This is a genomic window from Sphingomonas sp. VDB2 (genome assembly GCF_047946695.1).
Classification (GTDB): Bacteria; Pseudomonadota; Alphaproteobacteria; order Sphingomonadales; family Sphingomonadaceae; genus Sphingobium; species Sphingobium bisphenolicum.
In genome coordinates this window covers 1133928-1154213 of the sequence record NZ_CP159615.1, presented here as the reverse complement: position 1 = coordinate 1154213, position 20286 = coordinate 1133928, and the positions used below count along the sequence as shown (strand labels likewise).

General features: G+C 66.7%; 30 protein-coding genes and 1 other annotated feature. Of the genes, 24 read left to right on the top strand and 6 right to left on the bottom strand.

All coding sequences use genetic code 11. The annotated features are described in order from the left end of the window. Nucleotides 1-73: 73 nt before the first annotated feature. From ABT375_RS05745 to ABT375_RS05720, 6 genes are all read left to right on the top strand, one after another. Nucleotides 74-883, top strand: a complete 810-nt coding sequence (locus tag ABT375_RS05745; RefSeq protein WP_224550751.1) for a hypothetical protein — start codon at nucleotides 74-76, stop codon at nucleotides 881-883. A 93-nt stretch (nucleotides 884-976) separates the two neighbouring features. Next, nucleotides 977-1603: a DJ-1/PfpI family protein gene (locus tag ABT375_RS05740; RefSeq protein ID WP_416464408.1), complete on the top strand. Its 627-nt coding sequence runs from the start codon at nucleotides 977-979 to the stop codon at nucleotides 1601-1603. Nucleotides 1604-1671: 68 nt separating this feature from the next. After that, nucleotides 1672-2319 carry a glutathione S-transferase family protein gene (locus ABT375_RS05735; protein ID WP_261934335.1) on the top strand — a complete coding sequence of 216 codons (648 nt, stop codon included), beginning with the start codon at nucleotides 1672-1674 and terminating at the stop codon, nucleotides 2317-2319. A gap of 152 nt (nucleotides 2320-2471) precedes the next feature. Then, nucleotides 2472-3017, top strand: a complete 546-nt coding sequence (locus ABT375_RS05730; protein WP_416464407.1) for a hypothetical protein — start codon at nucleotides 2472-2474, stop codon at nucleotides 3015-3017. 244 nt (nucleotides 3018-3261) lie between these two features. Further along, on the top strand, nucleotides 3262-3549 hold the full coding sequence (locus ABT375_RS05725) for a hypothetical protein (RefSeq protein WP_224550671.1): 288 nt from the start codon (nucleotides 3262-3264) through the stop codon (nucleotides 3547-3549). Between the two features lie 131 nt (nucleotides 3550-3680). Beyond that, nucleotides 3681-4007, top strand: coding sequence for a hypothetical protein (locus ABT375_RS05720; protein ID WP_261934336.1), 327 nt, complete (start codon nucleotides 3681-3683; stop codon nucleotides 4005-4007). A 173-nt stretch (nucleotides 4008-4180) separates the two neighbouring features. Here ABT375_RS05720 and ABT375_RS05715 read toward each other — a convergent pair whose 3' ends face one another. Then, on the bottom strand, nucleotides 4181-5023 hold the full coding sequence (locus ABT375_RS05715; RefSeq protein ID WP_416464406.1) for a hypothetical protein: 843 nt from the start codon (nucleotides 5021-5023) through the stop codon (nucleotides 4181-4183). Between the two features lie 172 nt (nucleotides 5024-5195). Here ABT375_RS05715 and ABT375_RS05710 point away from each other — a divergent pair, with 172 nt between their 5' ends. After that, nucleotides 5196-6521 (top strand): M28 family peptidase, encoded by a 1326-nt coding sequence (locus tag ABT375_RS05710; RefSeq protein ID WP_224550669.1) that lies wholly within the window; start codon nucleotides 5196-5198, stop codon nucleotides 6519-6521. Nucleotides 6522-6606: 85 nt separating this feature from the next. Further along, the gene (locus ABT375_RS05705; protein WP_416464405.1) at nucleotides 6607-7932 is read left to right on the top strand and encodes a DNA-packaging protein; all 1326 of its coding nucleotides are present in this window, start codon (nucleotides 6607-6609) and stop codon (nucleotides 7930-7932) included. A 61-nt stretch (nucleotides 7933-7993) separates the two neighbouring features. Here the strand turns inward: ABT375_RS05705 and ABT375_RS05700 are convergent, their stop codons facing one another. Next, complete coding sequence (locus tag ABT375_RS05700; protein WP_416464404.1) at nucleotides 7994-8263, bottom strand: hypothetical protein; 270 nt, start codon at nucleotides 8261-8263, stop codon at nucleotides 7994-7996. 55 nt (nucleotides 8264-8318) lie between these two features. Further along, nucleotides 8319-9547 (bottom strand): IS3 family transposase gene (locus ABT375_RS05695; protein WP_416462458.1). Its coding sequence is split into 2 segments (ribosomal slippage): nucleotides 8319-9259 and nucleotides 9259-9547, totalling 1230 coding nucleotides; the frame shifts between segments, so codons are not numbered across the junction. Beyond that, nucleotides 9150-9266 (bottom strand) — a sequence feature (AL1L pseudoknot). (Overlaps the previous gene by 117 nt.) 53 nt (nucleotides 9548-9600) lie before the next feature. On the opposite strand from ABT375_RS05695, the gene ABT375_RS05690 reads away from it, so the two are divergent. The 3 genes from ABT375_RS05690 to ABT375_RS05680 all read left to right on the top strand — a co-directional run bounded on the left by ABT375_RS05690 (nucleotide 9601) and on the right by ABT375_RS05680 (nucleotide 11812). Beyond that, on the top strand, nucleotides 9601-10137 hold the full coding sequence (locus tag ABT375_RS05690; protein WP_416464403.1) for a nitroreductase family protein: 537 nt from the start codon (nucleotides 9601-9603) through the stop codon (nucleotides 10135-10137). 85 nt (nucleotides 10138-10222) lie between these two features. Beyond that, nucleotides 10223-10561: a hypothetical protein gene (locus ABT375_RS05685; protein ID WP_224545721.1), complete on the top strand. Its 339-nt coding sequence runs from the start codon at nucleotides 10223-10225 to the stop codon at nucleotides 10559-10561. A gap of 123 nt (nucleotides 10562-10684) precedes the next feature. Beyond that, nucleotides 10685-11812, top strand: coding sequence for a phage portal protein (locus ABT375_RS05680; RefSeq protein WP_416464402.1), 1128 nt, complete (start codon nucleotides 10685-10687; stop codon nucleotides 11810-11812). On the opposite strand, the gene ABT375_RS05675 is transcribed toward ABT375_RS05680, so the two are convergent. Then, nucleotides 11809-11949 carry a hypothetical protein gene (locus tag ABT375_RS05675; RefSeq protein WP_224545723.1) on the bottom strand — a complete coding sequence of 47 codons (141 nt, stop codon included), beginning with the start codon at nucleotides 11947-11949 and terminating at the stop codon, nucleotides 11809-11811. The two genes, ABT375_RS05680 and ABT375_RS05675, sit on opposite strands and share 4 nt — an antisense overlap. Beyond that, nucleotides 11946-12113 carry a hypothetical protein gene (locus tag ABT375_RS05670; RefSeq protein ID WP_224545724.1) on the bottom strand — a complete coding sequence of 56 codons (168 nt, stop codon included), beginning with the start codon at nucleotides 12111-12113 and terminating at the stop codon, nucleotides 11946-11948. The genes ABT375_RS05675 and ABT375_RS05670 overlap by 4 nt, the downstream gene beginning before the upstream one ends. A 46-nt stretch (nucleotides 12114-12159) precedes the next feature. Here ABT375_RS05670 and ABT375_RS05665 point away from each other — a divergent pair, with 46 nt between their 5' ends. From ABT375_RS05665 to gp17, 10 genes are all read left to right on the top strand, one after another. Further along, complete coding sequence (locus ABT375_RS05665; RefSeq protein ID WP_416464858.1) at nucleotides 12160-12474, top strand: DUF6127 family protein; 315 nt, start codon at nucleotides 12160-12162, stop codon at nucleotides 12472-12474. Further along, nucleotides 12471-12938 (top strand): HK97 family phage prohead protease, encoded by a 468-nt coding sequence (locus tag ABT375_RS05660; RefSeq protein WP_416464401.1) that lies wholly within the window; start codon nucleotides 12471-12473, stop codon nucleotides 12936-12938. Before ABT375_RS05665 ends, ABT375_RS05660 begins: the two co-directional genes overlap by 4 nt. Before the next feature lie 245 nt (nucleotides 12939-13183). Then, a complete protein-coding gene (locus ABT375_RS05655; protein WP_416464400.1) occupies nucleotides 13184-13900 on the top strand; it encodes a hypothetical protein in 717 nt (238 codons plus the stop codon). Between the two features lie 159 nt (nucleotides 13901-14059). Further along, on the top strand, nucleotides 14060-15187 hold the full coding sequence (locus ABT375_RS05650; protein ID WP_416464399.1) for a phage major capsid protein: 1128 nt from the start codon (nucleotides 14060-14062) through the stop codon (nucleotides 15185-15187). A gap of 135 nt (nucleotides 15188-15322) precedes the next feature. Then, nucleotides 15323-17314, top strand: coding sequence for a tail fiber domain-containing protein (locus ABT375_RS05645; RefSeq protein ID WP_416464398.1), 1992 nt, complete (start codon nucleotides 15323-15325; stop codon nucleotides 17312-17314). Further along, the gene (locus tag ABT375_RS05640) at nucleotides 17301-17462 is read left to right on the top strand and encodes a hypothetical protein (RefSeq protein ID WP_416464397.1); all 162 of its coding nucleotides are present in this window, start codon (nucleotides 17301-17303) and stop codon (nucleotides 17460-17462) included. The genes ABT375_RS05645 and ABT375_RS05640 overlap by 14 nt, the downstream gene beginning before the upstream one ends. Next, nucleotides 17459-17737, top strand: coding sequence for a hypothetical protein (locus tag ABT375_RS05635; protein ID WP_224545728.1), 279 nt, complete (start codon nucleotides 17459-17461; stop codon nucleotides 17735-17737). Before ABT375_RS05640 ends, ABT375_RS05635 begins: the two co-directional genes overlap by 4 nt. 2 nt (nucleotides 17738-17739) lie before the next feature. Further along, nucleotides 17740-18273, top strand: coding sequence for a head-tail connector protein (locus ABT375_RS05630; protein ID WP_261934347.1), 534 nt, complete (start codon nucleotides 17740-17742; stop codon nucleotides 18271-18273). Next, the gene (locus ABT375_RS05625; RefSeq protein WP_416464396.1) at nucleotides 18270-18461 is read left to right on the top strand and encodes a hypothetical protein; all 192 of its coding nucleotides are present in this window, start codon (nucleotides 18270-18272) and stop codon (nucleotides 18459-18461) included. The genes ABT375_RS05630 and ABT375_RS05625 overlap by 4 nt, the downstream gene beginning before the upstream one ends. Further along, entirely contained in the window at nucleotides 18458-18862 is a 405-nt protein-coding gene (gene gp17, locus ABT375_RS05620) for a tail completion protein gp17 (protein WP_224545732.1), read from the top strand. The genes ABT375_RS05625 and gp17 overlap by 4 nt, the downstream gene beginning before the upstream one ends. A gap of 18 nt (nucleotides 18863-18880) precedes the next feature. Here the strand turns inward: gp17 and ABT375_RS05615 are convergent, their stop codons facing one another. Continuing rightward, nucleotides 18881-19204, bottom strand: coding sequence for a hypothetical protein (locus tag ABT375_RS05615; protein ID WP_224545733.1), 324 nt, complete (start codon nucleotides 19202-19204; stop codon nucleotides 18881-18883). Nucleotides 19205-19340: 136 nt separating this feature from the next. On the opposite strand from ABT375_RS05615, the gene ABT375_RS05610 reads away from it, so the two are divergent. From ABT375_RS05610 to ABT375_RS05600, 3 genes are read left to right on the top strand one after another with little or no spacing between them, the layout of a single operon-like run. Beyond that, entirely contained in the window at nucleotides 19341-19748 is a 408-nt protein-coding gene (locus tag ABT375_RS05610) for a phage major tail protein, TP901-1 family (RefSeq protein WP_184265749.1), read from the top strand. Beyond that, nucleotides 19745-20071: a gene transfer agent family protein gene (locus ABT375_RS05605; RefSeq protein WP_416464395.1), complete on the top strand. Its 327-nt coding sequence runs from the start codon at nucleotides 19745-19747 to the stop codon at nucleotides 20069-20071. Before ABT375_RS05610 ends, ABT375_RS05605 begins: the two co-directional genes overlap by 4 nt. Further along, nucleotides 20071-20265: a phage tail assembly chaperone gene (locus ABT375_RS05600; protein WP_416464394.1), complete on the top strand. Its 195-nt coding sequence runs from the start codon at nucleotides 20071-20073 to the stop codon at nucleotides 20263-20265. Before ABT375_RS05605 ends, ABT375_RS05600 begins: the two co-directional genes overlap by 1 nt. Nucleotides 20266-20286: the final 21 nt, after the last annotated feature.

Sequence of the window (20286 nt, the reverse complement as noted above, 5' to 3'; positions counted from 1 at the left end):
GCGTTTGACATTGACTTCCATTTTCCGGGTTCCTGCGATTTCGTGGGACAAGGTGCGGCAGCGCGCGGGCGGCATGGCGTTCGCGCTGGTGCTGAACCTGCTGCTGCTGCTCGCGCTGTTCACCCTGTCGCCGAAGATGGAGCCGCCGCGCGTCGACGACCGGTTGCCGGTGACGTTCGACGTGGAGACGGGGCAGAAGACCGATCAGCAGCAGGCCAAGGCCGAGAAGGCGGAGAAGCGGGAGCAGACCAAGGCCGCGCCGCAGAAACAGGCCGACCCGGTCGTCCGCCCGCCGATCCCAGTCGAGAAGCCGGCCCAGCAGCCGCCGTCGCCCTTCCCCTTCCTGACGCTGAACCGCGAGCAGATGGCGTCGGCCGATATCGGCAACATGCCCAAGGGCGCGCAGGGGGCAGGGCAGGGCAAGGGCGATAGTGCGGCGGTGGCCGGGCCGGGCGAAGGGCCGGGCGGGGTGCAGTTGTTCGAGGCGGAATGGTATCGGCGGCCGACCCATGCGGAACTGTCGACCTACCTGCCGTCCAATGCGCCGGCGCAGGGCTATGGCCTGGTCGCGTGCAAGACGGTCGACCATTATCATGTCGAAAATTGCCAGACGCTGGGCGAGTCCCCGCTGGGATCGGGCTTCGCCAAGGCGGTGCGGCTGGCGGCCTGGCAATTCCTGGTGATGCCGCCGCGGGTCAACGGCAAGCAGATGGTGGGTAGCTGGGTGCGGATACGGATCGACTATACCCGGACGATGGTGCCGGCCGGAGCCGGGCCTGGGGCCAGCGCCGGGTCAGGGGCCGGATCTGGCTATGACGCCGGGTCTGGATCCACGCCTGAGCCGAAGAGGCTTGCACCGGGGGTCGCCGGGCCGCAATTCTGATAGTAGCCAATTGCGCGCGAGCGGATCGCGCGGCCATGTTCGTCCGCCCCTAGAGACGGGGTTCCGATGGCGGGACGAATGATGGAGGCGGCGATGCGGGTTGCGATTTTGACCTTTGACGGGTTCAACGAACTGGACAGTTTCGTGGCGCTGGCGTTGCTCAACCGGGTGCCGGGCTGGCGCGCGGAGATGTGCGGGCCGGGCGAGACGCTGACGTCGATGAACGGCGTGCGGGTCGATGTGCAGCAGCCGCTGGAATTTGCGGGCGAGGCCGATATCGTGCTGGTCGGCAGCGGGGTGAGGACGCTCGACATGGCGGCCGATGAAGCGCTGATGGCGCGGATCGCGCTGGACCCCCGTCGGCAGATCATCGGCGCGCAATGTTCGGGCGCGCTGATCCTGGCGAAGTTGGGGCTGATCGGCGACCTGCCCGCCTGCACCGACGTAACCAGCAAGCCCTGGGTGATCGCGGCCGGGGTGCGGGTGATCGATGCGCCGTTCGTGGCGCATCGATCGGTCGCGACCGCGGGCGGATGCATGGCGGCCCAATATCTGAGCGCCTGGGCGATCGCGCGAGGCGTGGGAATGGCGTGCGGGGGCGAGGCGGCGGCGCGCGCGGTGATCGACTATGTCGCGCCGGTGGGCGAGAAGGCGGAGACGGTCGCGCGGGTGATGGGCGTCGTGGCGCCCTATCTGGAGCCGGTTGCTTTGCCCGCATAAAATAGTTGCATATCGCTACTGGATTGGCAGGATGCGGCCACCGACCCGATGACAGGAGGAGAGACGATATGATTATCCATGGCGCGCGGCCATCGCCCTTTGTGCGCAAAGTCATTGTCTTCGCCGCGGAAAAGGGGATCGCGGTCGAAGTGCAGGCGGCCGGGTTCGGCCGGGGGGCGGATGCGTATCTGAAGGGATCGCCCTTCGGCAAAATACCGGCGCTGGAGGATGGCGATTTCCTGCTGTGCGATTCGACCGCGATCATCACCTATATGGATGCCTTGCGCCCCGGCGAGGAGATGATCCCGGCCGAACCCAAGGCGCGGGCCAGAACCATCTGGTATGAGGAGTTCGGCGATACGGTGGTGCAGCCGATCGGGCAGAAGATCTTCTTCAACCGCGCGGTCGCGAAGCGGCTGAAGCGCGAACCGGACCTGGCTGCGGCGGACCAGGCCGAGGCCGGGGAGATGCCGGCCATCTATGATTATCTGGAAGGCGTGCTGCCCGAAAGCGGCTGGCTGGTGGCGGATCGCTTCACCCTGGCGGACCTGGCTGCGGCGTGCCCGATCATCAACGTCGGCTATGTATCGGACGGCCTGAGCGCGGATCGCTGGCCCAGGGCGGCGGCGTGGCTGGATCGGGTGAAGGCGCGGCCGAGCGTGGCGGAGGCGCTGGCGCTGGAAGCGCCGATGGTTCAGCCCATGATAGAAAAATAACCTATATGGAACATTTCTATTGACATCGTCACGCTGATCTGGCAGGGATTGGGACAGTGGAAAAATGTGAGTCGCCAAGGCGGCTTTGGTGAAGGGGCTGGTCCGAAAGGGTCGGCCCCTTTTGCGTGGCGTGGGCGACGGGGGGAGCGGGCATGGGGGAGCAGACGGGCACGCGGGCCAGACTGGTGGCGCGGCGCCAGCGCGTTGGCGGGGCTGTGCGGGCGCAGAAGGGCAAGGCGCGCAAGGATGGCTGGACCAAAGCGAAGGAGCGGCTGTTCCTGGAAACGCTGGCAGAGACCTGCAATGCCAGCGAGGCGGCGCGGGCGGCGGGCCTGTGCCGGGCGAGCGCCTATCGCCGGCGGCAGGGCGACGCGGGTTTCGCCCGCGCCTGGGACGAGGCGCTGGACGTGGGCTATGCCGAGATCGAGGCGCTGCTGATGCGCGAAGTGCTGTTCGGCAGCGAGGTCGAGGAGTTGACGCTGGATGGCGAAGGCGCGGTGAAGGGGCGCAAGATCAAGCGCACGCGCAACCTGACGGTGGCGCTGCGGCTGTTGACGCTGCACCGCGACCGGATGGAGAAGCGCCGCGCGGGCGCCGGGCCGGGTGAGGCGGAGCGGCCCGACAGCCCCGACGCGATCGCGCGGGTGAAGGATGTGCTGGGCGCGATCCGACGACGGCGGGCGGTGGTGGAGGCGTGATGGGCGGCAGCCGGCGGCGGGATAAGGGGCCGCGTTCGACCAATGTCTAATCAACGCCATGCGGGCGGGGCCGTTATGGGAGATGGAGCCCGGCCTAACCGTCCCCACTGCCGGGCTTCCACCTTTTCTGCTGCTGGATTGGATGGTGCGGCCCGGCTGTGGCGCGTGTTGCGAGTGTTTCTCATCCGGAACAAAATATTGCCGGGGTCCGTTCGGTGACGCACATAATGTGCAGGAGAGTGACATGGTTGAAGTGCGCAACGATCCCTATGATGATCGCGTCGTCGTGAAGAAAAGCAGCGGCGGTCGCACGATCGCGATCGTCCTGATCCTGGCGCTGGCCGTGGTCGGCGTGCTGTTCGCCACCGGATTCTGGAAAGCCGATGTGAGCGGCGGCAATATGCCCGAAGTCAGCGTGAAGGGGGGCGACCTGCCCAAGGTCGACGTCGATTCCAAGGCTGTCGTGGTCGGCACCAAGAAGGAAACGATCGACGTTCCGACCGTGGGCGTGAAGGATAATGGCGAGAAGTGATCGTCCCCGTGCCGCGGTGAATGACGCAAAGGCTCTTCCTGCGTGCAGGGGGAGCCTTTTTGCATGGATTGATTTGCCGGACGCGCGGGCGCAGAGGGGTGGCGGATGATGCGGCGGAGGACGGAATGGCGATGCGGCGGTTGATAATGGTTGGTCTGTGCTGTGCGCTGGCCGCTTGCGGTGATGGCAGCGGCGACCGGGTGGTAGCCGACAACCGCCAAGAACCGGAAACCGGCGCGACGGCGCAGGTATCGAAGCTGGACGACGGGCTGCGCAACGGCGTGTTCGAGAAGGCGATCCGGGCGAGCGGGGCGGCCTGCCCGAGCGTAACCGCGTCGGAGCGCGCCGAGATCAGTCCTGGCGTGCGCGGATGGAAGGCGCAGTGCGACAATGGCAGCGCGCATCTGATCCAGATATTGAGCGACGGCACCGCCAAGGTGACGAGCCGGACGCATTGAGTTGGAATTTTCGGGTGGGGGGTGGAGCGATCCGATGTGCCGCTCCCCCTCTCCCGGCTTCGACCAGGCAGCAGGCTGCCAAGTCTTCGCAGCCCTCTCCCCCGAAGGGGAGAGGGTTTTTTGTTGGCTCAGTTCGTCTTGATTTCGAGCGACGGGTCGACCAGCGAGGTCATTTAGATGGCGAAATCGAATATCCGCGCCGTCATTGCGCCTGATGAGCCGCCTGGGGTAAGAGCATAGATGAATCCATATTCGCCCGCCGCAAGTTCCTGTTGGGGCGTCACTTTGTAAACACCCGCCCGAACCAGTTCATAATCGAAGGCAAGCCGATCCTTGTCCATCACGCCTGTCTTTGCGCCGCCGATATTGGCGCTGCCGACGCGCGCTTCGCGGCGGCCGTCCTTTTTCATTAGCTTGACCAGCGTAAATTCGGACGGTGAGGAAACGGTTGCCGCCGTGCCGGCCGCCCATGCTGTCGCTGCGCGAGCGGTGTCGGGATTGGATTCATCGAAGAAGAAATAGAAGCTGGGCTTGCCAGCCTGGGCGTGGACGCGGGCGGTTTCGTTCTGAATGGCGGCCTTGACGCTCATCGAGGCAATGCCGCCCGTCAAAGCATAGCCGATGATGCCACCGGTCTTGGCTTGGTTAGTGACCGTGGGATCGATGCGTTGCATCTTCTGACCTGCGCCAGTGAACGAGAGAAGATAGACGCCTGCTGGATGGGGCATCATCGGATCAGGGGAATCTATCGACATCTTGGGTGCGGCGGCAGATGCTTCCGCGCCGCTGTTCAGCATTGCCGCGATGACAGGTCCGGTAACGCCCTTGCTCTTCAGCATAAGCATCTGGTCCGTGGTGAGGTCAAACCGTGCGCCGGAACTTTTGATTTTGGCAATGACAGCGTCGTCACCAATACCGGCCTGCGACAAGGCGATCACATTATCGACGGTAAGCGTATCCGCTAAAGCAGGCGTCGCGATAGCTAGAGCAATCGCCGCCACAGTCATTCTCAACATGTTGTCCCCCGAAAAGACTCAGTTCGCCCCCGAACTGAAGATGGACAGGTGCAGGTGGGCGGGGCCGGTCGTCAAGGGGATAAATATTTGATCTATAGTGATGTTTATTGTGCGGCTGCGAGAATTTCGCGGGGCGCTTTACAGGCGTGCAACAGGCGGTAGACCAGAGCGCATGACAAAGATGATGTTTTTGACCGCCGCCGCCGTCGCGCTGTTTCCCCTATCGGCCGGGGCCGAGACCATTCCGCCGAGCCGGACGCCCGATCCGGCGCGGATGAAGGCGACGGTGGAGACATTGGTCGGCTTCGGCACGCGGCATACGCTGTCGTCGGCGACCGACGCCAGGCGCGGGATCGGCGCGGCGCGGCGGTGGGGCGCGGCGGAATTTGCGAAGATCGCCAAGGGCTGCGGCGGCTGTTTGACGGTGGAGACGGTGGCGGATCGCTTTACCGGGCCGCGGGCGCCCGATGGGGTGGAAGTGGTCGATGTGCTGGCGATCCAGAAGGGGACGGGCGATCCGACCCAGGTCGTGATCGTCGCCGGGCATATCGACAGCCGCGTGACCGATGTCATGAACGTAACCAGCGATGCGCCGGGCGCGAACGACAATGCATCGGGCACGGCGCTGGTGATCGAGGCGGCGCGGGTTCTGGCAGGCGAAAAGTTCGACGGGACGATCGTCTATGCGCTGCTCTCGGGCGAGGAGCAGGGGCTGTGGGGCGGCAAGCTGCTGGCGGCGACGGCCAAGGCGCGCGGCTGGCAGGTGCGGGCGATGCTGAACAACGATATCGTCGGCAATACGATCGGTCAGAACGGACATGTCGTGGCCGACCGGGTGCGGGTCTTTTCAGAGGGTATCCGGGCGGGCGACGACGCCAAGGCGAGCGCGACGCGGCGGGCCATCGGCGGCGAGGATGACGGGCCGTCGCGGGCGCTGGCGAAAAAGATCGACGGGATCGCGGAGGCCAATCCGCAGATTGGGCTGGATGTGTTCGCGGTGCGGCGCTTCGATCGCTTTGGGCGGGGCGGGGATCATTCGCCCTTCCTGGACCTGGGCTTTCCCGCGGTGCGCTTTTCGGTGGGGATCGAGAATTACGACCGGCAGCATCAGGATCTGCGGACGGAAAATGGTCGCGTCTATGGCGATACGGTCGAGGGAATGGACTTTCCCTATCTGGCGAAGGTGACGGCCTTGAACGTCGCGGCGTTGCGGCAACTGGCGGATGCACCGGCCGCGCCGGCGAGCGTGTCGCTGGACGGGGCGCTGTCGATGGATACGCGGGTATATTGGGACGCGGTGCCGGGGGCGGCGGGGTATAAGGTCTATTGGCGGCGGGCCGATGCGCAGGACTGGACCGACAGCCGCGTCGTGACGGGAACGACCGAGACGGTGCTGAAGGATATCGTGGTGGACGATCATTTCATCGGCGTGGCGGCGGTGGCGAAGGATGGGGCGGAAAGCCTGGTGACCTTCGGCGGGATGGCGCCGCGGAAATAATCGGGTTCACGAAAATATCTTTGGAAGGCCGCTTTCGGGCGGCCTTTTTCATGTCCTGGCGCGGCGGATATTGCAGGGGAGCGCGATGGCGGTTTCGGATCAGGTTTTTCTGGCGAGGGACGATGGGCGGTCCAGGGCGGCGATATTGCGGCGGCTGGATGCGGCGTCGGCGGCGTTGCTGGCGCATGAGTGGGAATATCTGGCCCGGCCGGGGCAATTGCCGCCGCCGGGCGACTGGCGCATCTGGCTGATGATGGCGGGGCGCGGGTTCGGCAAGACGCGGGCCGGGGCGGAATGGGTGCGAGGGATTGCCGAGGGTGATCCGCAGGCGCGGATCGCGCTGGTCGGCGCGACGCTGGGCGAGGCGCGCAGCGTGATGGTGGAAGGGGCGTCGGGCCTGCTGGCGATCGCGCCCTGGTGGAACCGGCCGGCCTATGCCCCCGCGCTGCGCAAGCTGACCTGGCCCAATGGCGCGGTGGCGACGTTGTTCGGCGCGGCCGAGCCGGAGGGGCTGCGCGGGCCGCAGTTCAGCCATGGCTGGGCCGACGAGATCGCCAAATGGGCGGGCGGCGAGGCGGCCTGGCATAATCTGATGATGGGATTGCGGCTGGGGACAAGGCCGCAGGTGCTGGCGACGACGACGCCGCGGCCGGTGCCGCTGGTGCGGGCGCTGGTGGCGCAGGCCAAAGACGATGGGAGCGACGATGTGATCGTGACGCGGGGGCGGACCGCTGAGAATGCGGCGCATCTGGCGGACGGCTTCGTCGACGCCATGGCGGCGAGCTATGGGGGCACGCGGCTGGGGCGGCAGGAACTGGACGGCGAGCTGATCGAGGAGGTGGAGGGCGCTTTGTGGAGCCGCGACCTGATCGAGCGATGCCGGGTGGCGCATGTGCCGGGCGCGCTGGGCCGGGTGGTGGTGGCGGTCGATCCGCCGGCGTCGGCGGGCGGGGACGCCTGCGGCATCGTGGTGGCGGGGGTCGGCGGCGACGGGCGCGCCTATGTGATCGCCGATGCGAGCGTTGCGGGCCAATCGCCCGAAGGCTGGGCGCGGGCGGTCGCGGCGGCGGCTTTGGTCCATGACGCGGATCGCGTGGTGGCCGAGGCCAATAATGGCGGGGCGATGGTGGAAAGCGTGCTGCGCGCGGCGGAGGCGGCGATGCCGGTGAAGCTGGTCCATGCCAGCCGGGGCAAGGTGGCGCGGGCCGAGCCGGTGGCGGCGCTCTATGAGGCCGGACGGGTGATGCATCGCGGGGCTTTCCCCGCGCTGGAGGACCAGATGTGCGGGCTGATCGCGGGAGGTGGCTATGTCGGGCCGGGGCGATCGCCGGATCGGGCCGATGCGCTGGTGTGGGCGCTGAGCGAGTTGATGCTGGGGAAAAAGGGCGAGGCGCGGGTGCGGGGGATGTGAGGGGGATTGGGTGGATTGCGGACAGTCTGCTGGCGAGTCCTTCAACCACGAACTCAGACATTCAATCGGCTTGAAAGGCTTCAAACGCGAGGTCACCAAGGCCTGCATGTTCGGACGGCGAGATAGGCCGCCCCATTTCATCTGACGGCCTATATGCCTGCTGCTGCCCTCCAAGTGAGGCTTCGCCAGCAAGGCCCATCAACAAAGTGTAGAAGGTGTCGGTTAGAGCCACGTCGAGCGCGGCAATCACATTGCGACGCTGTGGCGAGTTCAATTGTGCTGCGTCGAGGTGCTGTCCGACAGTTGTGCCTACGGATGCATCGCTGAACATAGCGAGCAATGCATCTTGAACCGTACCGGGTTTGCCGGAGGCTATTTGGTTTAAGTTACGCAGCCATGGAGACGTCGTCCAGCATGGCATAATATTGTGCTTCGGCCTCAGCCGGTGGGATATTGCCGATGGGCTCCAGCAGGCGTCTGTTGTTAAACCAGTCCACCCATTTGAGCGTGGCATATTCGACGGCTTCAAAGGACCGCCATGGTCCTCGCCGATGTATCACCTCGGCCTTATAAAGGCCGTTGATCGTCTCAGCCAAAGCATTGTCATAGCTGTCGCCGACGCTGCCAACCGATGGCTCGATCCCGGCTTCGGCAAGCCGCTCCGAGTATCGGATCGACACGTATTGCGATCCGCGGTCGCTGTGATGGATGAGACCACCCCGATGGACAGGACGTCGTTCGTGGATAGCCTGTTCCAGTGCGTCCAGCACGAAGCCGGCATGCGCAGTCCTGCTGACCCGCCAGCCCACAATGTAGCGAGCATAGACATCGATCACGAAGGCGACATAAACGAAGCCCGCCCACGTCGCGACGTAGGTGAAGTCCGACACCCAGAGCATGTTCGGCGCCGGTGCATGGAACTGCCGGTTCACATGATCGAGCGGGCACGGCGCAGCCTTGTCGCTGATCGTGGTGCGCACGGGCTTGCCCCGGATCACCCCCTGTAAACCCAGATCGCGCATCAGACGCGCGATAGTGCAACGGGCAACAGCAAAGCCCTCGCGGTTCATCTGCCGCCAGACCTTGCGCACGCCGTACACCCCGAAATTCTCGGCAAAGACCCGGACCACCTCTGGCTTCAGATCCTGATCGCGCCGGACACGATCTGACAGTCGCTCCGGATCACGTCGCTGTGCGACGCGCTCATGATAGGTGGATGGGGCAATTGGCAGAACCCTGCAAATCGGCTCGACCCCATATTCCGCGCGATGCTCGTCTATGAAGGCCGTCATCGTTTGAACGGGCGGTCGAGCTCCGCCTGGGCAAAATATGCGCTCGCCTTGCGCAATATCTCATTGGCCTGACGCAACTCCCGGTTCTCACGCTCCAGCGCCTTCAGGCGATCAGCCATCTCGGTAGGCACGCCAGCGCGCTTGCCGCTGTCCACCTCCGCCTTCTTTACCCACTCGTTCAGCGTGTGCGCCGAGCACCCGATCTTCTCGGCGATAGAAATCATCGCTGCCCAGCGAGAGGGATGATCTGCTTCGTGATCCAGCACCATGCGCACCGCCCGTGCGCGAACCTCAGGTGCAAACTTGTTCGTCGTTTTGCTCATATCGGCTCCACTTACTCAGAAGTTGGAGCCTCCGGCAAACCCGGTACGGTTCAGTGCGGCTGGCACCGACGTCGAGCGGGTTGCAGCCGTTCGAGGTGATCGTGGTCACTAACAAGGCCGTGCGCGAGAAGATCAAGGCGATCGCCTGGGACCAGGCGCAGGTGGTCGATGCGTCGCACCTGATCGTCTTTGCCGCGTGGGACAATTATACGCCCGAGCGGATCAACCATATGTTCGATCTGGTCAATGACGAGCGCGGGTTCAGGAATGAGGGCTGGGAAGCCTATCGCCAGCAGTTGCTGGGCAGCTATCCCCAGCGCGACGCCCAGACCAACTTCGAACATGCTGCGCGGCAGGCCTATGTCGGGCTGGGCATCGCCCTGACCGCTGCGGCGTTCGAGGCAGTGGACGCGACGCCGATGGAGGGGTTCGATCCCGATGCGCTGGACGCGATCCTGGATCTGCGGGCGCGCGGCCTGCGATCGGTGGCGATGATGCCGCTGGGCTATCGCGCGGACGAGGGCGACTGGCTGGTGAACCTGAAGAAGGTGCGGCGGGCGACCGCGGATTTCGTGTCGCGCGTGGATTGAGGCGGGCTTCGCCCCGGCCGCTGGGGAACCGGCTGTCGGGGCGGTTCGTTCTGGCGCCATCATGATTGCAGATGGAGTGAGTGCGATGAAGATGGCCAAAATCCTGGCGGCCGTCGTTGGCGTGTCGGTGGCGGCGTCTCCGGTGCTGGCGGCGAGCCTCAATAGCAAGGACCGGGCGCGGGTGGCGCGCGCGGCGCCGCGCGACCGCGACGATGTGCGCTACTGCCTGCTGAAGGGCAAGAAGGGCCGCGACAAGGGTACGGTGATCGGTGCGGCCGGCGGCGCGGGCGTCGGCGTGCTGGCGGGCGGCAGCCTGGGCGAGACGTTGCTGGCGGGTGCGGCGGGCGCCGTCGCGGGCCGGGTGATCGGCAAGAGCGAAGGCACGAACAGCGCGTGCGACCGGGTGCTGGCGCGGAACCGGTAAAGGTCGGGCCTAAAAGGGGCGGCCTAGGCCCCCTCTCACAGTTTCGGTAGGCGGCCTTGCCGCCAACCTTCACTAGCCCTCTCCCCCGTTGGGGAGAGGGTTTTTGCGTTTGGGGACATATCCATGAAATGGTTCGGGACGAAGGCGGCCGCAGCGAGCGATGCGCGGCCGGTGCTGGCGCGCGCCTGGGGATCGGGTGCGGTGGCACTGGGGGAATGGCCGGCCAGTTATGAGGCGCAGTTGCGGGCGGGGGTGATGGGCAATCCGGTGGCGCAGAGGGCGATGCGGCTGGTGTCGGAGGGGGCGGGCGCCTGCGCCCTGAAAGTGCGCGGGGTGGAGGATGCGGGCCGCGTGCTGGCGCTGGTCGGGCGGGCGTCGGCGGGGCAGGGGCTGGTCGAGACGCTGGCCTGCCACCTGCTGCTGCACGGCAATGCCTATGTGCAGCTGATGGCCGGGGCGGACGGGATGCCGGCCGAACTGTTCGCGCTGCGGCCCGAACGGGTGAGCGTGGAGGCCGATGCGCGCGGATGGCCGGCGGCCTATCTCTATCGGGTGGGGGAGAGCGTGACGCGGCTGACGCCCGAAGACGGCGCGGGGCGGACCAACCTGCTGCACATCAAGGCGCTGCATCCGCTGGACGATCATTATGGGCTGGGCTGCGTGGGCGCGGCGGCGGGCGCGGTGGCGATCCACAATGCGGCATGTGTGTGGAACAAGGCGCTGCTCGACAATGCGGCGCGGCCAAGCGGGGCGATGGTCTATGATCCGGGCGACGGATCGGTGCTGAGCCCTGAGCAGTTCGAGCGGGTGAAGCGCGAGATGGAGGTGGCCTTTGCCGGTGCGGCCAATGCCGGGCGGCCGATGCTGCTGGAGGGGGGGCTGAGCTGGAAGGCGATGAGCCTGACCCCGGCGGAGATGGATTTCGTGGGGCTGAAGGCGGCGGCGGCGCGGGAGATCGCTTTGGCCTTCGGCGTGCCGCCGATGCTGATGGGTCTGCCCGGCGACAATAGCTACGCCAATTATCGCGAGGCGAACAAGGCGCTGTGGCGGCAGGCGATCCTGCCGCTGGTGGCGAAGATAGGCGGCGCGCTGGCCCAGGGGCTGGACGATTGGTGGCCGGGGCTGGGGATCGAGGCGGACCTGGATGCCGTGCCGGCGCTGTCGGACGAGCGCGCGGCGCTGTGGGAGCGGGTGGCGGCGGCGGATTTCCTGAGCGCCGAGGAGAAGAAGGCGATGCTGGGGATCGGTTAGCGCTGGCAGGCGGCGACGGTTTGCGACCATCGCCCGCCGCTGTCGAGGCATTGGTCCTGGGCGAGCCAGTCGCTTTGCCAGAGGCAGGCGGTGACGGCGATCATGACCAGCCCGGCGGTCAGGATGAACGCCTTCATGACGGGCGGGCGAGGCTGTCGAGGCGGCAGAAGCCGGTTTCGCCGTTCCAGCGGCCGCCCTGAATCAGGCAATCGCCGGCGCGGAACAGGCCGACATGCCAGGCGACGGCGCCCAGGACAGCCAGAACCAACAGGATCAGAATTTTGCGAGGCGTGCGTTTCATGCGCGCCCCAATAGGCATGGGCGGTCCCCATGGGAAGGCGGGAGAGATGAAACAGGACATGCTGGCGCGGCTGGTGGCGCAGGCGGAGGGCGTGCCGGGCGGGGCGGACATGGTGATGATCCGCGCGCTGATCGAGGAGGCGAGCGAATTGGGCGCTGGGCGGGCGTTGGAGCGGCTGGGGCTGGCCGACCGGCGGGCGGAGGGCGACATGCGCGAGCTGCGCGAATTGCTGTCCGCCTGGCGCGACGCGAAGAAGGCGGCGCGCGGGGCGGTGATCGGCTGGGCGGTGCGGATCGTCATGGCGCTGGTGGTGCTGGGGATCGCGGTGAAGGTGGGGTATCTGGGGCTGGTGCGAGCATGAGCGGGGTGGTCGCGATAGGGGCTTCTCGACTTCGCTCGAAGCGAACGGACAGGGCGAATGACAGCGATGTGCGCTTTGCCGGTTATGCGGCGATTTTCGACCGGGTGGACCGGGGCGGGGATGTGGTGCGGCCAGGCGCGTTCGGCGCGATCAATGCGGGGGGCGTGCCGTTGCTGTGGCAGCATGGGCCGGGCAGCGTGATCGGTGTGGTCGAGAAGGCGCGGGAAGATGCGCGCGGGCTGCGGGTGATCGGACGCGTGTCGCAGCGGACCGCGGCGGGGCGCGAGGCGGCGGCTGCGCTCAAGGCCGAGGCGCTGGATGGGCTGTCGTTCGGATATCGCGTGAGGGAGGCGCGCGGGGCGCGGCCACGGGAGTTGCTGGGGCTGGAACTGGTGGAGGTAAGTTTGGTGACGCATCCGATGCAGGATCTGGCGCGGGTGGTGGCGGTGGAGGTGGAGGGGTAGCCTCAATTTGGTTCGCGCGGAGGCGCAGACGCGCGGAGAAGAGTTTATACGCCCTAGCTAGTGAATATCACTCACTCACAGTGGCAAATCATGGGGCTGCGTCGTTAACTTCGTATCGGTTCTGCGGCGAAGACTTCGTATCTTATCCTTTTTCCGGGAGCAAATGCGCGTTGCGATCGGTCATTGCCTCTATATGAATTGGCGATCGGCTCGCACGTTCGCTGGCTAGGTATTCGGAGAATGTCATGGGTCTTGCCTTGAACGTCGGATGGTTATCACAAGCGGCACGCGAAGATGAGGAAGGCTTGGCATCTGGGCTGGATCAGATTGCCGATCTTAATGCGGTTCTGACCGAATCTGGGGAGTCGCCTCATGACGAACCAACCGATATTGCCGAGCAAGATACGTATGAGGCGCAGATGTGGGGTTATGCGGGGCTTCACGCTGTACGCCGACTTGCGGCCTACCATGCGCTGACGGGCCAGTTGCCGCCACCATGCGCGTATGAAGATTTTGCCGATGATCCGCTTTTGCTGAAGTTTTATGCAGATCATAGTGCTGATTTGGATAAGTCTAGGCGAGGATTTTTCAGCAGGTTGTTTGGGAAGAAGCCTAAAGCTGATCTCCCTTTCGCACATTTAATCATGCATTCTGATTCCGAAGGATTTTATCTGCCAAGGCTGATGGACAAAGTCGTATTCGACATGGCCAATCCACCACGAGACGGATTGGGCGGCATGGTTGGTTCGTCCGTGCATCTGCTGGAAGAATGTCTGTTGTTGGCGCACTGGATTGGCCTGCCTGACGGAATCGACCCCGAATGTGATGATGTTGTCGACGCGGCGGAGGCACCGGGAGGTGCAGGATGGCGCATGTACGGGATAGAGGCGTTTTGCCTGATTCGGCTAGTCGAGGGATGCCGGGCGTCCATCCGGCACAAGGGCACCTTGCTTTTCACCTAGCATGTGATTGCAGCTGGTAAACCATACGAGGGGGCGCGCGGGTCCCCTCTCCAACTTCGCCTGACCGGCTGTGCCGGTGAGGCTTCGTATCCTCTCCCCCAAGGGGCGAGGATTTTGCAGGGCGGTCCGTAGGGGCCGCCCTTTTTTGTGGAGACGGGCATGACGGATCAGGTGACGGACGCACTGGAAGCGAGCTTCGATGCGGTGTTGCAGGGGGAGCGGATCGATGGATTGGAGGGGGAGATTGCGGCGTTGAAGGGGGCTTTGCTGGCCGCCCAGCGACCGGCGCTGGATGGTGTCAAAGGTGGCGCGGTCGATCCGGCGCGGGCGGCGTTCGTCGATCGCTATCTGCGGCAGGGACATGAAGCGGGCGTGGAGCTGAAGAGCTTTTCTGGCGCGAGCGGTGGCGCGGGCGGCTATGCGGTGCCGCGCGAGATCGACCAGTTGATCGGATCGACACTGAAGGCCATTTCGCCGATCCGGTCGATCGCCAATGTGGTGCGCACCGGGACTGCGGGCTATCGCAAGCTGGTGAGCGCGGGCGGCATCGTGTCGGGATGGGCCAGCGAGACCGGCGCGCGGGCCGAGACGGGGACGCCGAGCTTCAACGAGATCGCGCCGCCCAGCGGCGAGCTATACGCCAATCCGGCGGCGAGTCAGGCGATGCTGGACGATGCGCAGTTCGATGTCGAAGCCTGGCTGGCGAGCGAGATCGGGCGCGAGTTTGCGGTGGCGGAGGGCGCGGCCTTCGTCAACGGCAACGGGACCAACAAGCCCAAGGGCTTCCTGACCTATACCACGACCAACGAGGCGGACAGCGTGCGTGCGTTCGGATCGCTGCAATATGTGGCGGCGGGCGCGGCGGGCGCCTTTGCCGCGTCGAACCCGCAGGACAAGCTGATCGATCTGGTCCAGAGCCTGCGCGCGCCTTATCGCCAGGGGGCGAGCTTCGTGATGAACAGCGCCACGCTGGCGGCGGTGCGCAAGATGAAGACGAGCGACGGCGCCTTCATCTGGCAGCCGGGGTTGGCGGGTGGACAGCCCGCCACGCTGCTGGGCTATCCGGTGGTCGAGGCGGAGGACATGCCCGATATCGCCGCCAACAGCCTGTCGATCGCCTTCGGCAATTTCCAGGCCGGCTATGTCATCGCCGAACGCAGCGAGACGAGTATCCTGCGCGATCCGTTCAGCAACAAGCCGTTCGTGCATTTCTACGCCGTCAAGCGGATCGGCGGCGCGGTGGCCAACAGCGAGGCGATCAAGCTGATGAAGTTCGCCGCTTCGTAAAGATTGAGGGGGCGTTGTTCCCCCTCTTCCAACTTTGCCTGGGCAAGCTGCCAAGGCTTCGTATCCTTCTCCCCCGTGGGGAGACGGTTTTGGGGCAGCGTTTTGACGCTGCCCCTTTTTTGTGAGGGGGTGGGCGTGGCGATCACGGAACTGGAGATGGCGGACCTGGTGCGCGAGACGTGCCATGCAGGCGGCGAGGGGCCGCTGGTGCTGGGCGGCGCACTGCCCGGCTATCGCGCCTTTGCCGCGGCGCTCAATCCCGGCGCGACCTTTCCCTATGTCATCCAGGGGGTAGCCGATCCCGGTCAATGGGAAGCCGGCGTCGGCGCGATCGATGGCGAGGGCAGGCTGGTACGCACGCCACAGGCATCGTCGGCAGGCGGCGGCGCGGTGGATTTCGTCGCGGGCGAGAAGCATGTCGGGCTGGCGCTGCACGCGGGCTGGGTCGCGCAGGTCAACGAGCATGACCATGGGCTGGACGAGGTTGCCGGGTTGACGGCGGCGCTGGCGGGCAAGCAGGCGGCGAGCGGCGCATTGAGCGCGATCGCGGCGCTGGCGACGACGGAGTTCGGGCGCGGCGCGCTGACTCTGGGCGACGGCGCGGCGTTCCGATCCTATATCGGGGCGGGCACATCGTCCGCGGACGGTACGGTGACGGCGGTGGCGGCGGGCAGCGGCATGGCGTTCGCGACGATCGGGGCGGCGGGCAGCGTGACGCTGGGGACGCCGTCGAGCGTCACGCTGGGATCGACCAATGGCGTGGGGGCGGGTACGCACAGCCATGCCTTCGCACCCGGCGGGACCAGCGCACAATATCTGCGTGGCGACGGGTCGCTGGCGACCTTTCCCACGGGCAGCGCGCTCAGCACGGTGGACGACAGCAATGTCACGCTGACCCTGGGCGGCGGGCCGGGGAATGCGCTGCTGAACGCGACGTCGATCAGCGTCGGCTGGTCGGGCCAGTTGCCGGTGGCACGAGGCGGGACCGGGGCGGCGAGCCTCACCGGCTATGTGAAGGGCAACGGCGCGGCGGCGTTGAGCGCCAGCGCGACGATCCCCAGCACGGACATTAGCGGGTTGGGCACGATGGCGGGCCAGAGCGCGGGTGCGGTCGCCATCACCGGCGGGACGGCGAGCCTGGCGTCGTTGAGCGTCGCGCCGGCATCGGGTCCGGCCAATGCGGCGATCAATGCGGCGAACGGTCAAAGCGCCAGCCTGTCGCTGTACACGGCGGGCGTGGAAATGTGGCGGGTCGAGCGCACCGCGACGGCGAACGGCGGCAGCAATGCCGGGTCCGACTTCGCCGTGCGCCGCATGGACGACAGCGGTGCGCTGCTGGGTACGGCGATAAGCGTGTCGCGCGCGACCGGCGCTATGACGATCGGCAGCGTCACCAGCAGCGGCGCCAGCGCCGCGGTGATTTCCGCCGTGCGCACGGGGAGCGCGGTCAATTGCGACTATGTCGCGCAGACGACGGCCGGCGCCATCTATTTCGGCAATGCCGATGGCAGCAAATTCGCCGTCGGCCCCAGCAACAACCTGGCGACTACGCCTTTCCTGTCCGCCAGCGCGACCATCTGCGCCATCGGCGCGTCGGTCGAAACGACTTTCGCCGGGCCGGGGCGGCCGGTTGCGGACAATATGACCGGCTGGGGCAGCGCGTCCTTCCGCTGGTCCACCATTTATGCCGGTAGCGGGACGATCAACACGTCCGACGCGCGGAGCAAATGCGATGTCGGGTCTGTCGAGGCAACATTGATCGACGCATGGGGCGCGGTCGGCTGGCGGCGCTATCGCTTCGTCGAGGCGGTGGCGGAGAAGGGCGATGCCGCGCGCTGGCATCTGGGGCTGGTGGCGCAGCAGGTGCGCGATGCGATCGATGCGCGGCTGGGCGACGGCGCGGCGGTGCGATGGGGGCTGTTGTGCCACGATAGCTGGGACGCAGAGCCGGAGGAGCGGGCGGAGGACGGCACGCTGGTCCGTGCGGCGCGCGACGCCGGGGATCGCTGGGGCCTGCGCTACGACGAATGTTTCGCGCTGGAAGCGCTGTGGCAGCGGCGCGCGATCGCGGCGCTGGCGGCGCGTCTGGATGCCCTGGGAGCGGGAGGCGGCCATGCTGGCGGGTGAGGCGATCGGCGCGGGCGCGCTGGGCATGGTGCGGGTGGCGGCGCCGGGACCGTGGCGCTGGGGCATCCGCCCGGGGCAGGCCGCGCGCATCGCCGCGCGGGACGGGGCGATGCGGCCCGAGCGGGACAAGGGGAGCAAGGTCCGATGAGCCTATATGTCAAAGACCCGCAGGCGCGGGTGGATCATGCGATCGACTGGTCCGCCTATCTGGCGGAGCAGAGCCTGGTCGCCAGCCTGTGGACGGTGACGCCGGAGGAGGCGGGCGGGCTGATGGTGGAAGCTGACGCCTTCGAGGCGCAGCGCAGCACGGTGCGGCTGGGCGGCGGCGTGGTGGGGCGCATCTATCGGCTGACCAACCGCGTCACCCTGTCCGACGGGCAGGTGGACGAGCGGTCGGTGACGATGCGGGTGGAGGAGCGCTGAAGATGGTGGAAGAGAGCGAAAGCGGGGCGCTGGCGGCATCGCTGGCGGAGCTGAAGGCCTATTTGCGGATCGAGACGGGCGCGGAGGACGCCGTGCTGGCCGGCCTGTTGCGCAGCGCGGCGGCGCTGTGCGAGCAGTTTATCGGCCAGTGGCTGATCGCACGAGCCGCGCGCGAGACGGTGGCGGGGGACGGGGGCTGGCAAAGGCTGTCGGCGCGGCCGGTAGCGGCCATAGAAGCGGTCGAGGCGGTGAATGCCGACGGGATGCCCGAACTGCTGCCGGTAGATGCTTATGCGATCGACATCGATGCGACGGGCGACGGGTGGGTGCGGTCGACCCGCGCCGGTGACGGACGGCGGCTGGCGGTGCGATACCGGGCGGGGCTGGCGGCGGAACTGAATGGCCTGCCCGAAGCGCTGCGGCAGGGGATCGTGCGGCTGGCGGCAGAGCATTTCGTGGCGCGCGGCGGCGAAAGCGCGCCGCCGGCCGTGGTGAGCGCGCTGTGGCGGCCGTTCCGGCGGATGCGGCTGGCATGAGGGCGCGGCTGGTCGCGCTGGCCGAGACGCGAGCGGCGCGCCGGCGGGCGCGGATACTCGCAGCGCTGGAAGAGGTCGGCGTGGCGGCGGTGATCGACGGCGACGCGGTGCGGGCGTCCGCGCCCGGGCTGGCGCGGCGATGGTGGCGCGATCTGACGCTGCGGGATGCGGGGAGGGACGGGTTATGAGCGCGGAAGTGGCGGTACGCGCGGCGGTGATCGCCGCTTTGCGGGCGGACGGCGCGTTGATGGACGGGCTGAACGGCCTGTATGACGGCGAGCCGGGACGGGCGAGCGCGCCCTATGGCCATGTCGGCGAGTGTATCGGCGCGGACTGGGGCGGCAAGGATGTCGAGGGACGCGAATTGCGGCTGACCATAGGCTTGCGGATCGCGGATGAGACGCCGGCGCGGCTGGCGGGTTTGATCGGGCGGATCGATCCGGCGATCGGCCAGGCACAGGTGCAGGACGGGTGGCGCGTCGTCAGCGCGCGGCTGGTCCGGTCGCGCGTCGCGCGCGACCAAGGAAAGCCGCCCGCGGGATGGCGGGCGGTGATCGACTATCGGTTGCGGGCAGCGCGGGAGGGGTGATGCCCCTCCCGATGGGGGTCAGCCCGGACGGCTGCTTTCTTCATATTCGCCGGTGATCTTGTCGACATATTCGGAAATCTGATCGTCAGCGTCGCTATTGGCGGCGGCGTCCGACATCTTGTCGGCCTTGTCCGATGCGACGATGGCGGCGCGGAACGCGGCTTCCTTGTCGGCGCAGGCTTTTTTCATCTCGGCCTGGAAATCGCCGACCGGCAATTTCTTTTCGAGCGCGGGCTGGACCTGGGCGCTGAGGCATTTGGAAAATTCCTTGCGCCCCGCGCCGACGGCGTCAGCGGAAGGGGCGGCGGCCAGCATCATCACGAGCGAAGCGGCAACAATCATAGAAACCTCTCCATAGCGGCGTCTTTACGCTGCGACCGGATGGTCGAATGCCATCCGAGTCTCTTATTTTTTCGCGATTTTCCGGGCGGTGGCAGGGTGCTTGCCGCGTCGGGGTCGCTTGGCTGGAGAATGCGCCATGGGCGTCGAAAAGGGAAGTGCGTTTCTGTTGAAAGTGGGCGACGGAAACATGCCTGCAACATATGCGACGGTGGCCGGGATGCGGACCACCCAGTTGTCGGTGAATGGCGAGGCGGTGAACATCACCAGCAAGGATAGCGGCGGCTGGCGCGAATTGCTGTCGGGGGCGGGCGTGCGGTCGGTCAGCGTATCGGCGGCGGGGCTGTTCACCGGCTCTGCGGCGGAAGTGCGCATCCGCAACCATGCGCTGTCGGGCACGATCGAGGATTATGAGCTGAGCTTCGAGAGCGGCGAGCGGATGCGCGGACGCTTTCTGGTCACGCGGCTGGACTATGCCGGCGACTATAATGGCGAGCGCAACTATGCGCTGAGCCTGGAAAGCAGCGGCGCGGTGGTGAGCGAATGAGCGGGGTGGCGAACCTGGAGCGGCCAAATCCTGAAAGAGGCGAGGCGGCGCTGGCGCTGGGCGGCGAGATGCTGGCGCTGCGGCCGAGTTTCGGCGCGCTGGTGGCGGCGGAGGCGGAACTGGGGCCGCTGTTCGATCTGGTCGAGCGGGCGGCGGACGGGAAATTGTCGCTGGCCGACCTGGTGGCTTTGTTCTGGCATTGTCTGGTCGATCGCGAGGCGGTGAGCCGCGAGGCGCTGGGCGAGGCGGTGGTGGCGGTCGGGCTGGCAAAGGTGACGCCGGTGCTGAAAGCCGTTTTGCAGCAGATATTGGCGGGGAAGTGATGCGCTTTGCCGAGGCCGCGGGGCGGCTGGCGGGGGTGGCCGGATGGCTGCTGGGCTGGCGGCCGGACGAGTTCTGGCGCGCGACCCCGGCGGAACTGGCGGCGGTGCTGCGCGCGGCGCGGGGCGAGGAGGGGGCGGGGGAAGGCGTGGATGGGGGCGAGTTGGCGCGGTTGATGGGGGCGATGCCGGATTAGGTCTGGCGCGGGTCCCCCTCT

Bases quoted from the DNA above. Each gene is read 5' to 3' on its own strand.
- ABT375_RS05630 (WP_261934347.1), top strand. From the start codon at position 17,740: ATGGTGGAAGAGAGCGAAAGCGGGGCGCTGGCGGCATCGCTGGCGGAG.
- ABT375_RS05740 (WP_416464408.1), top strand. From the start codon at position 977: ATGCGGGTTGCGATTTTGACCTTTGACGGGTTCAACGAACTGGACAGT.
- ABT375_RS05730 (WP_416464407.1), top strand. From the start codon at position 2,472: ATGGGGGAGCAGACGGGCACGCGGGCCAGACTGGTGGCGCGGCGCCAG.
- ABT375_RS05635 (WP_224545728.1), top strand. From the start codon at position 17,459: ATGAGCCTATATGTCAAAGACCCGCAGGCGCGGGTGGATCATGCGATC.
- ABT375_RS05615 (WP_224545733.1), bottom strand. From the start codon at position 19,204: ATGATTGTTGCCGCTTCGCTCGTGATGATGCTGGCCGCCGCCCCTTCC.
- ABT375_RS05685 (WP_224545721.1), top strand. From the start codon at position 10,223: ATGAAGATGGCCAAAATCCTGGCGGCCGTCGTTGGCGTGTCGGTGGCG.
- ABT375_RS05715 (WP_416464406.1), bottom strand. From the start codon at position 5,023: ATGTTGAGAATGACTGTGGCGGCGATTGCTCTAGCTATCGCGACGCCT.
- ABT375_RS05670 (WP_224545724.1), bottom strand. From the start codon at position 12,113: ATGAAACGCACGCCTCGCAAAATTCTGATCCTGTTGGTTCTGGCTGTC.
- gp17 (WP_224545732.1), top strand. From the start codon at position 18,458: ATGAGCGCGGAAGTGGCGGTACGCGCGGCGGTGATCGCCGCTTTGCGG.
- ABT375_RS05735 (WP_261934335.1), top strand. From the start codon at position 1,672: ATGATTATCCATGGCGCGCGGCCATCGCCCTTTGTGCGCAAAGTCATT.
- ABT375_RS05650 (WP_416464399.1), top strand. From the start codon at position 14,060: ATGACGGATCAGGTGACGGACGCACTGGAAGCGAGCTTCGATGCGGTG.
- ABT375_RS05675 (WP_224545723.1), bottom strand. From the start codon at position 11,949: ATGAAGGCGTTCATCCTGACCGCCGGGCTGGTCATGATCGCCGTCACC.
- ABT375_RS05610 (WP_184265749.1), top strand. From the start codon at position 19,341: ATGGGCGTCGAAAAGGGAAGTGCGTTTCTGTTGAAAGTGGGCGACGGA.
- ABT375_RS05745 (WP_224550751.1), top strand. From the start codon at position 74: ATGGCGTTCGCGCTGGTGCTGAACCTGCTGCTGCTGCTCGCGCTGTTC.
- ABT375_RS05680 (WP_416464402.1), top strand. From the start codon at position 10,685: ATGAAATGGTTCGGGACGAAGGCGGCCGCAGCGAGCGATGCGCGGCCG.
- ABT375_RS05625 (WP_416464396.1), top strand. From the start codon at position 18,270: ATGAGGGCGCGGCTGGTCGCGCTGGCCGAGACGCGAGCGGCGCGCCGG.
- ABT375_RS05720 (WP_261934336.1), top strand. From the start codon at position 3,681: ATGCGGCGGTTGATAATGGTTGGTCTGTGCTGTGCGCTGGCCGCTTGC.
- ABT375_RS05655 (WP_416464400.1), top strand. From the start codon at position 13,184: ATGGGTCTTGCCTTGAACGTCGGATGGTTATCACAAGCGGCACGCGAA.
- ABT375_RS05665 (WP_416464858.1), top strand. From the start codon at position 12,160: ATGAAACAGGACATGCTGGCGCGGCTGGTGGCGCAGGCGGAGGGCGTG.
- ABT375_RS05605 (WP_416464395.1), top strand. From the start codon at position 19,745: ATGAGCGGGGTGGCGAACCTGGAGCGGCCAAATCCTGAAAGAGGCGAG.
- ABT375_RS05660 (WP_416464401.1), top strand. From the start codon at position 12,471: ATGAGCGGGGTGGTCGCGATAGGGGCTTCTCGACTTCGCTCGAAGCGA.
- ABT375_RS05640 (WP_416464397.1), top strand. From the start codon at position 17,301: ATGCTGGCGGGTGAGGCGATCGGCGCGGGCGCGCTGGGCATGGTGCGG.
- ABT375_RS05725 (WP_224550671.1), top strand. From the start codon at position 3,262: ATGGTTGAAGTGCGCAACGATCCCTATGATGATCGCGTCGTCGTGAAG.
- ABT375_RS05705 (WP_416464405.1), top strand. From the start codon at position 6,607: ATGGCGGTTTCGGATCAGGTTTTTCTGGCGAGGGACGATGGGCGGTCC.
- ABT375_RS05700 (WP_416464404.1), bottom strand. From the start codon at position 8,263: ATGTTCAGCGATGCATCCGTAGGCACAACTGTCGGACAGCACCTCGAC.
- ABT375_RS05710 (WP_224550669.1), top strand. From the start codon at position 5,196: ATGACAAAGATGATGTTTTTGACCGCCGCCGCCGTCGCGCTGTTTCCC.
- ABT375_RS05600 (WP_416464394.1), top strand. From the start codon at position 20,071: ATGCGCTTTGCCGAGGCCGCGGGGCGGCTGGCGGGGGTGGCCGGATGG.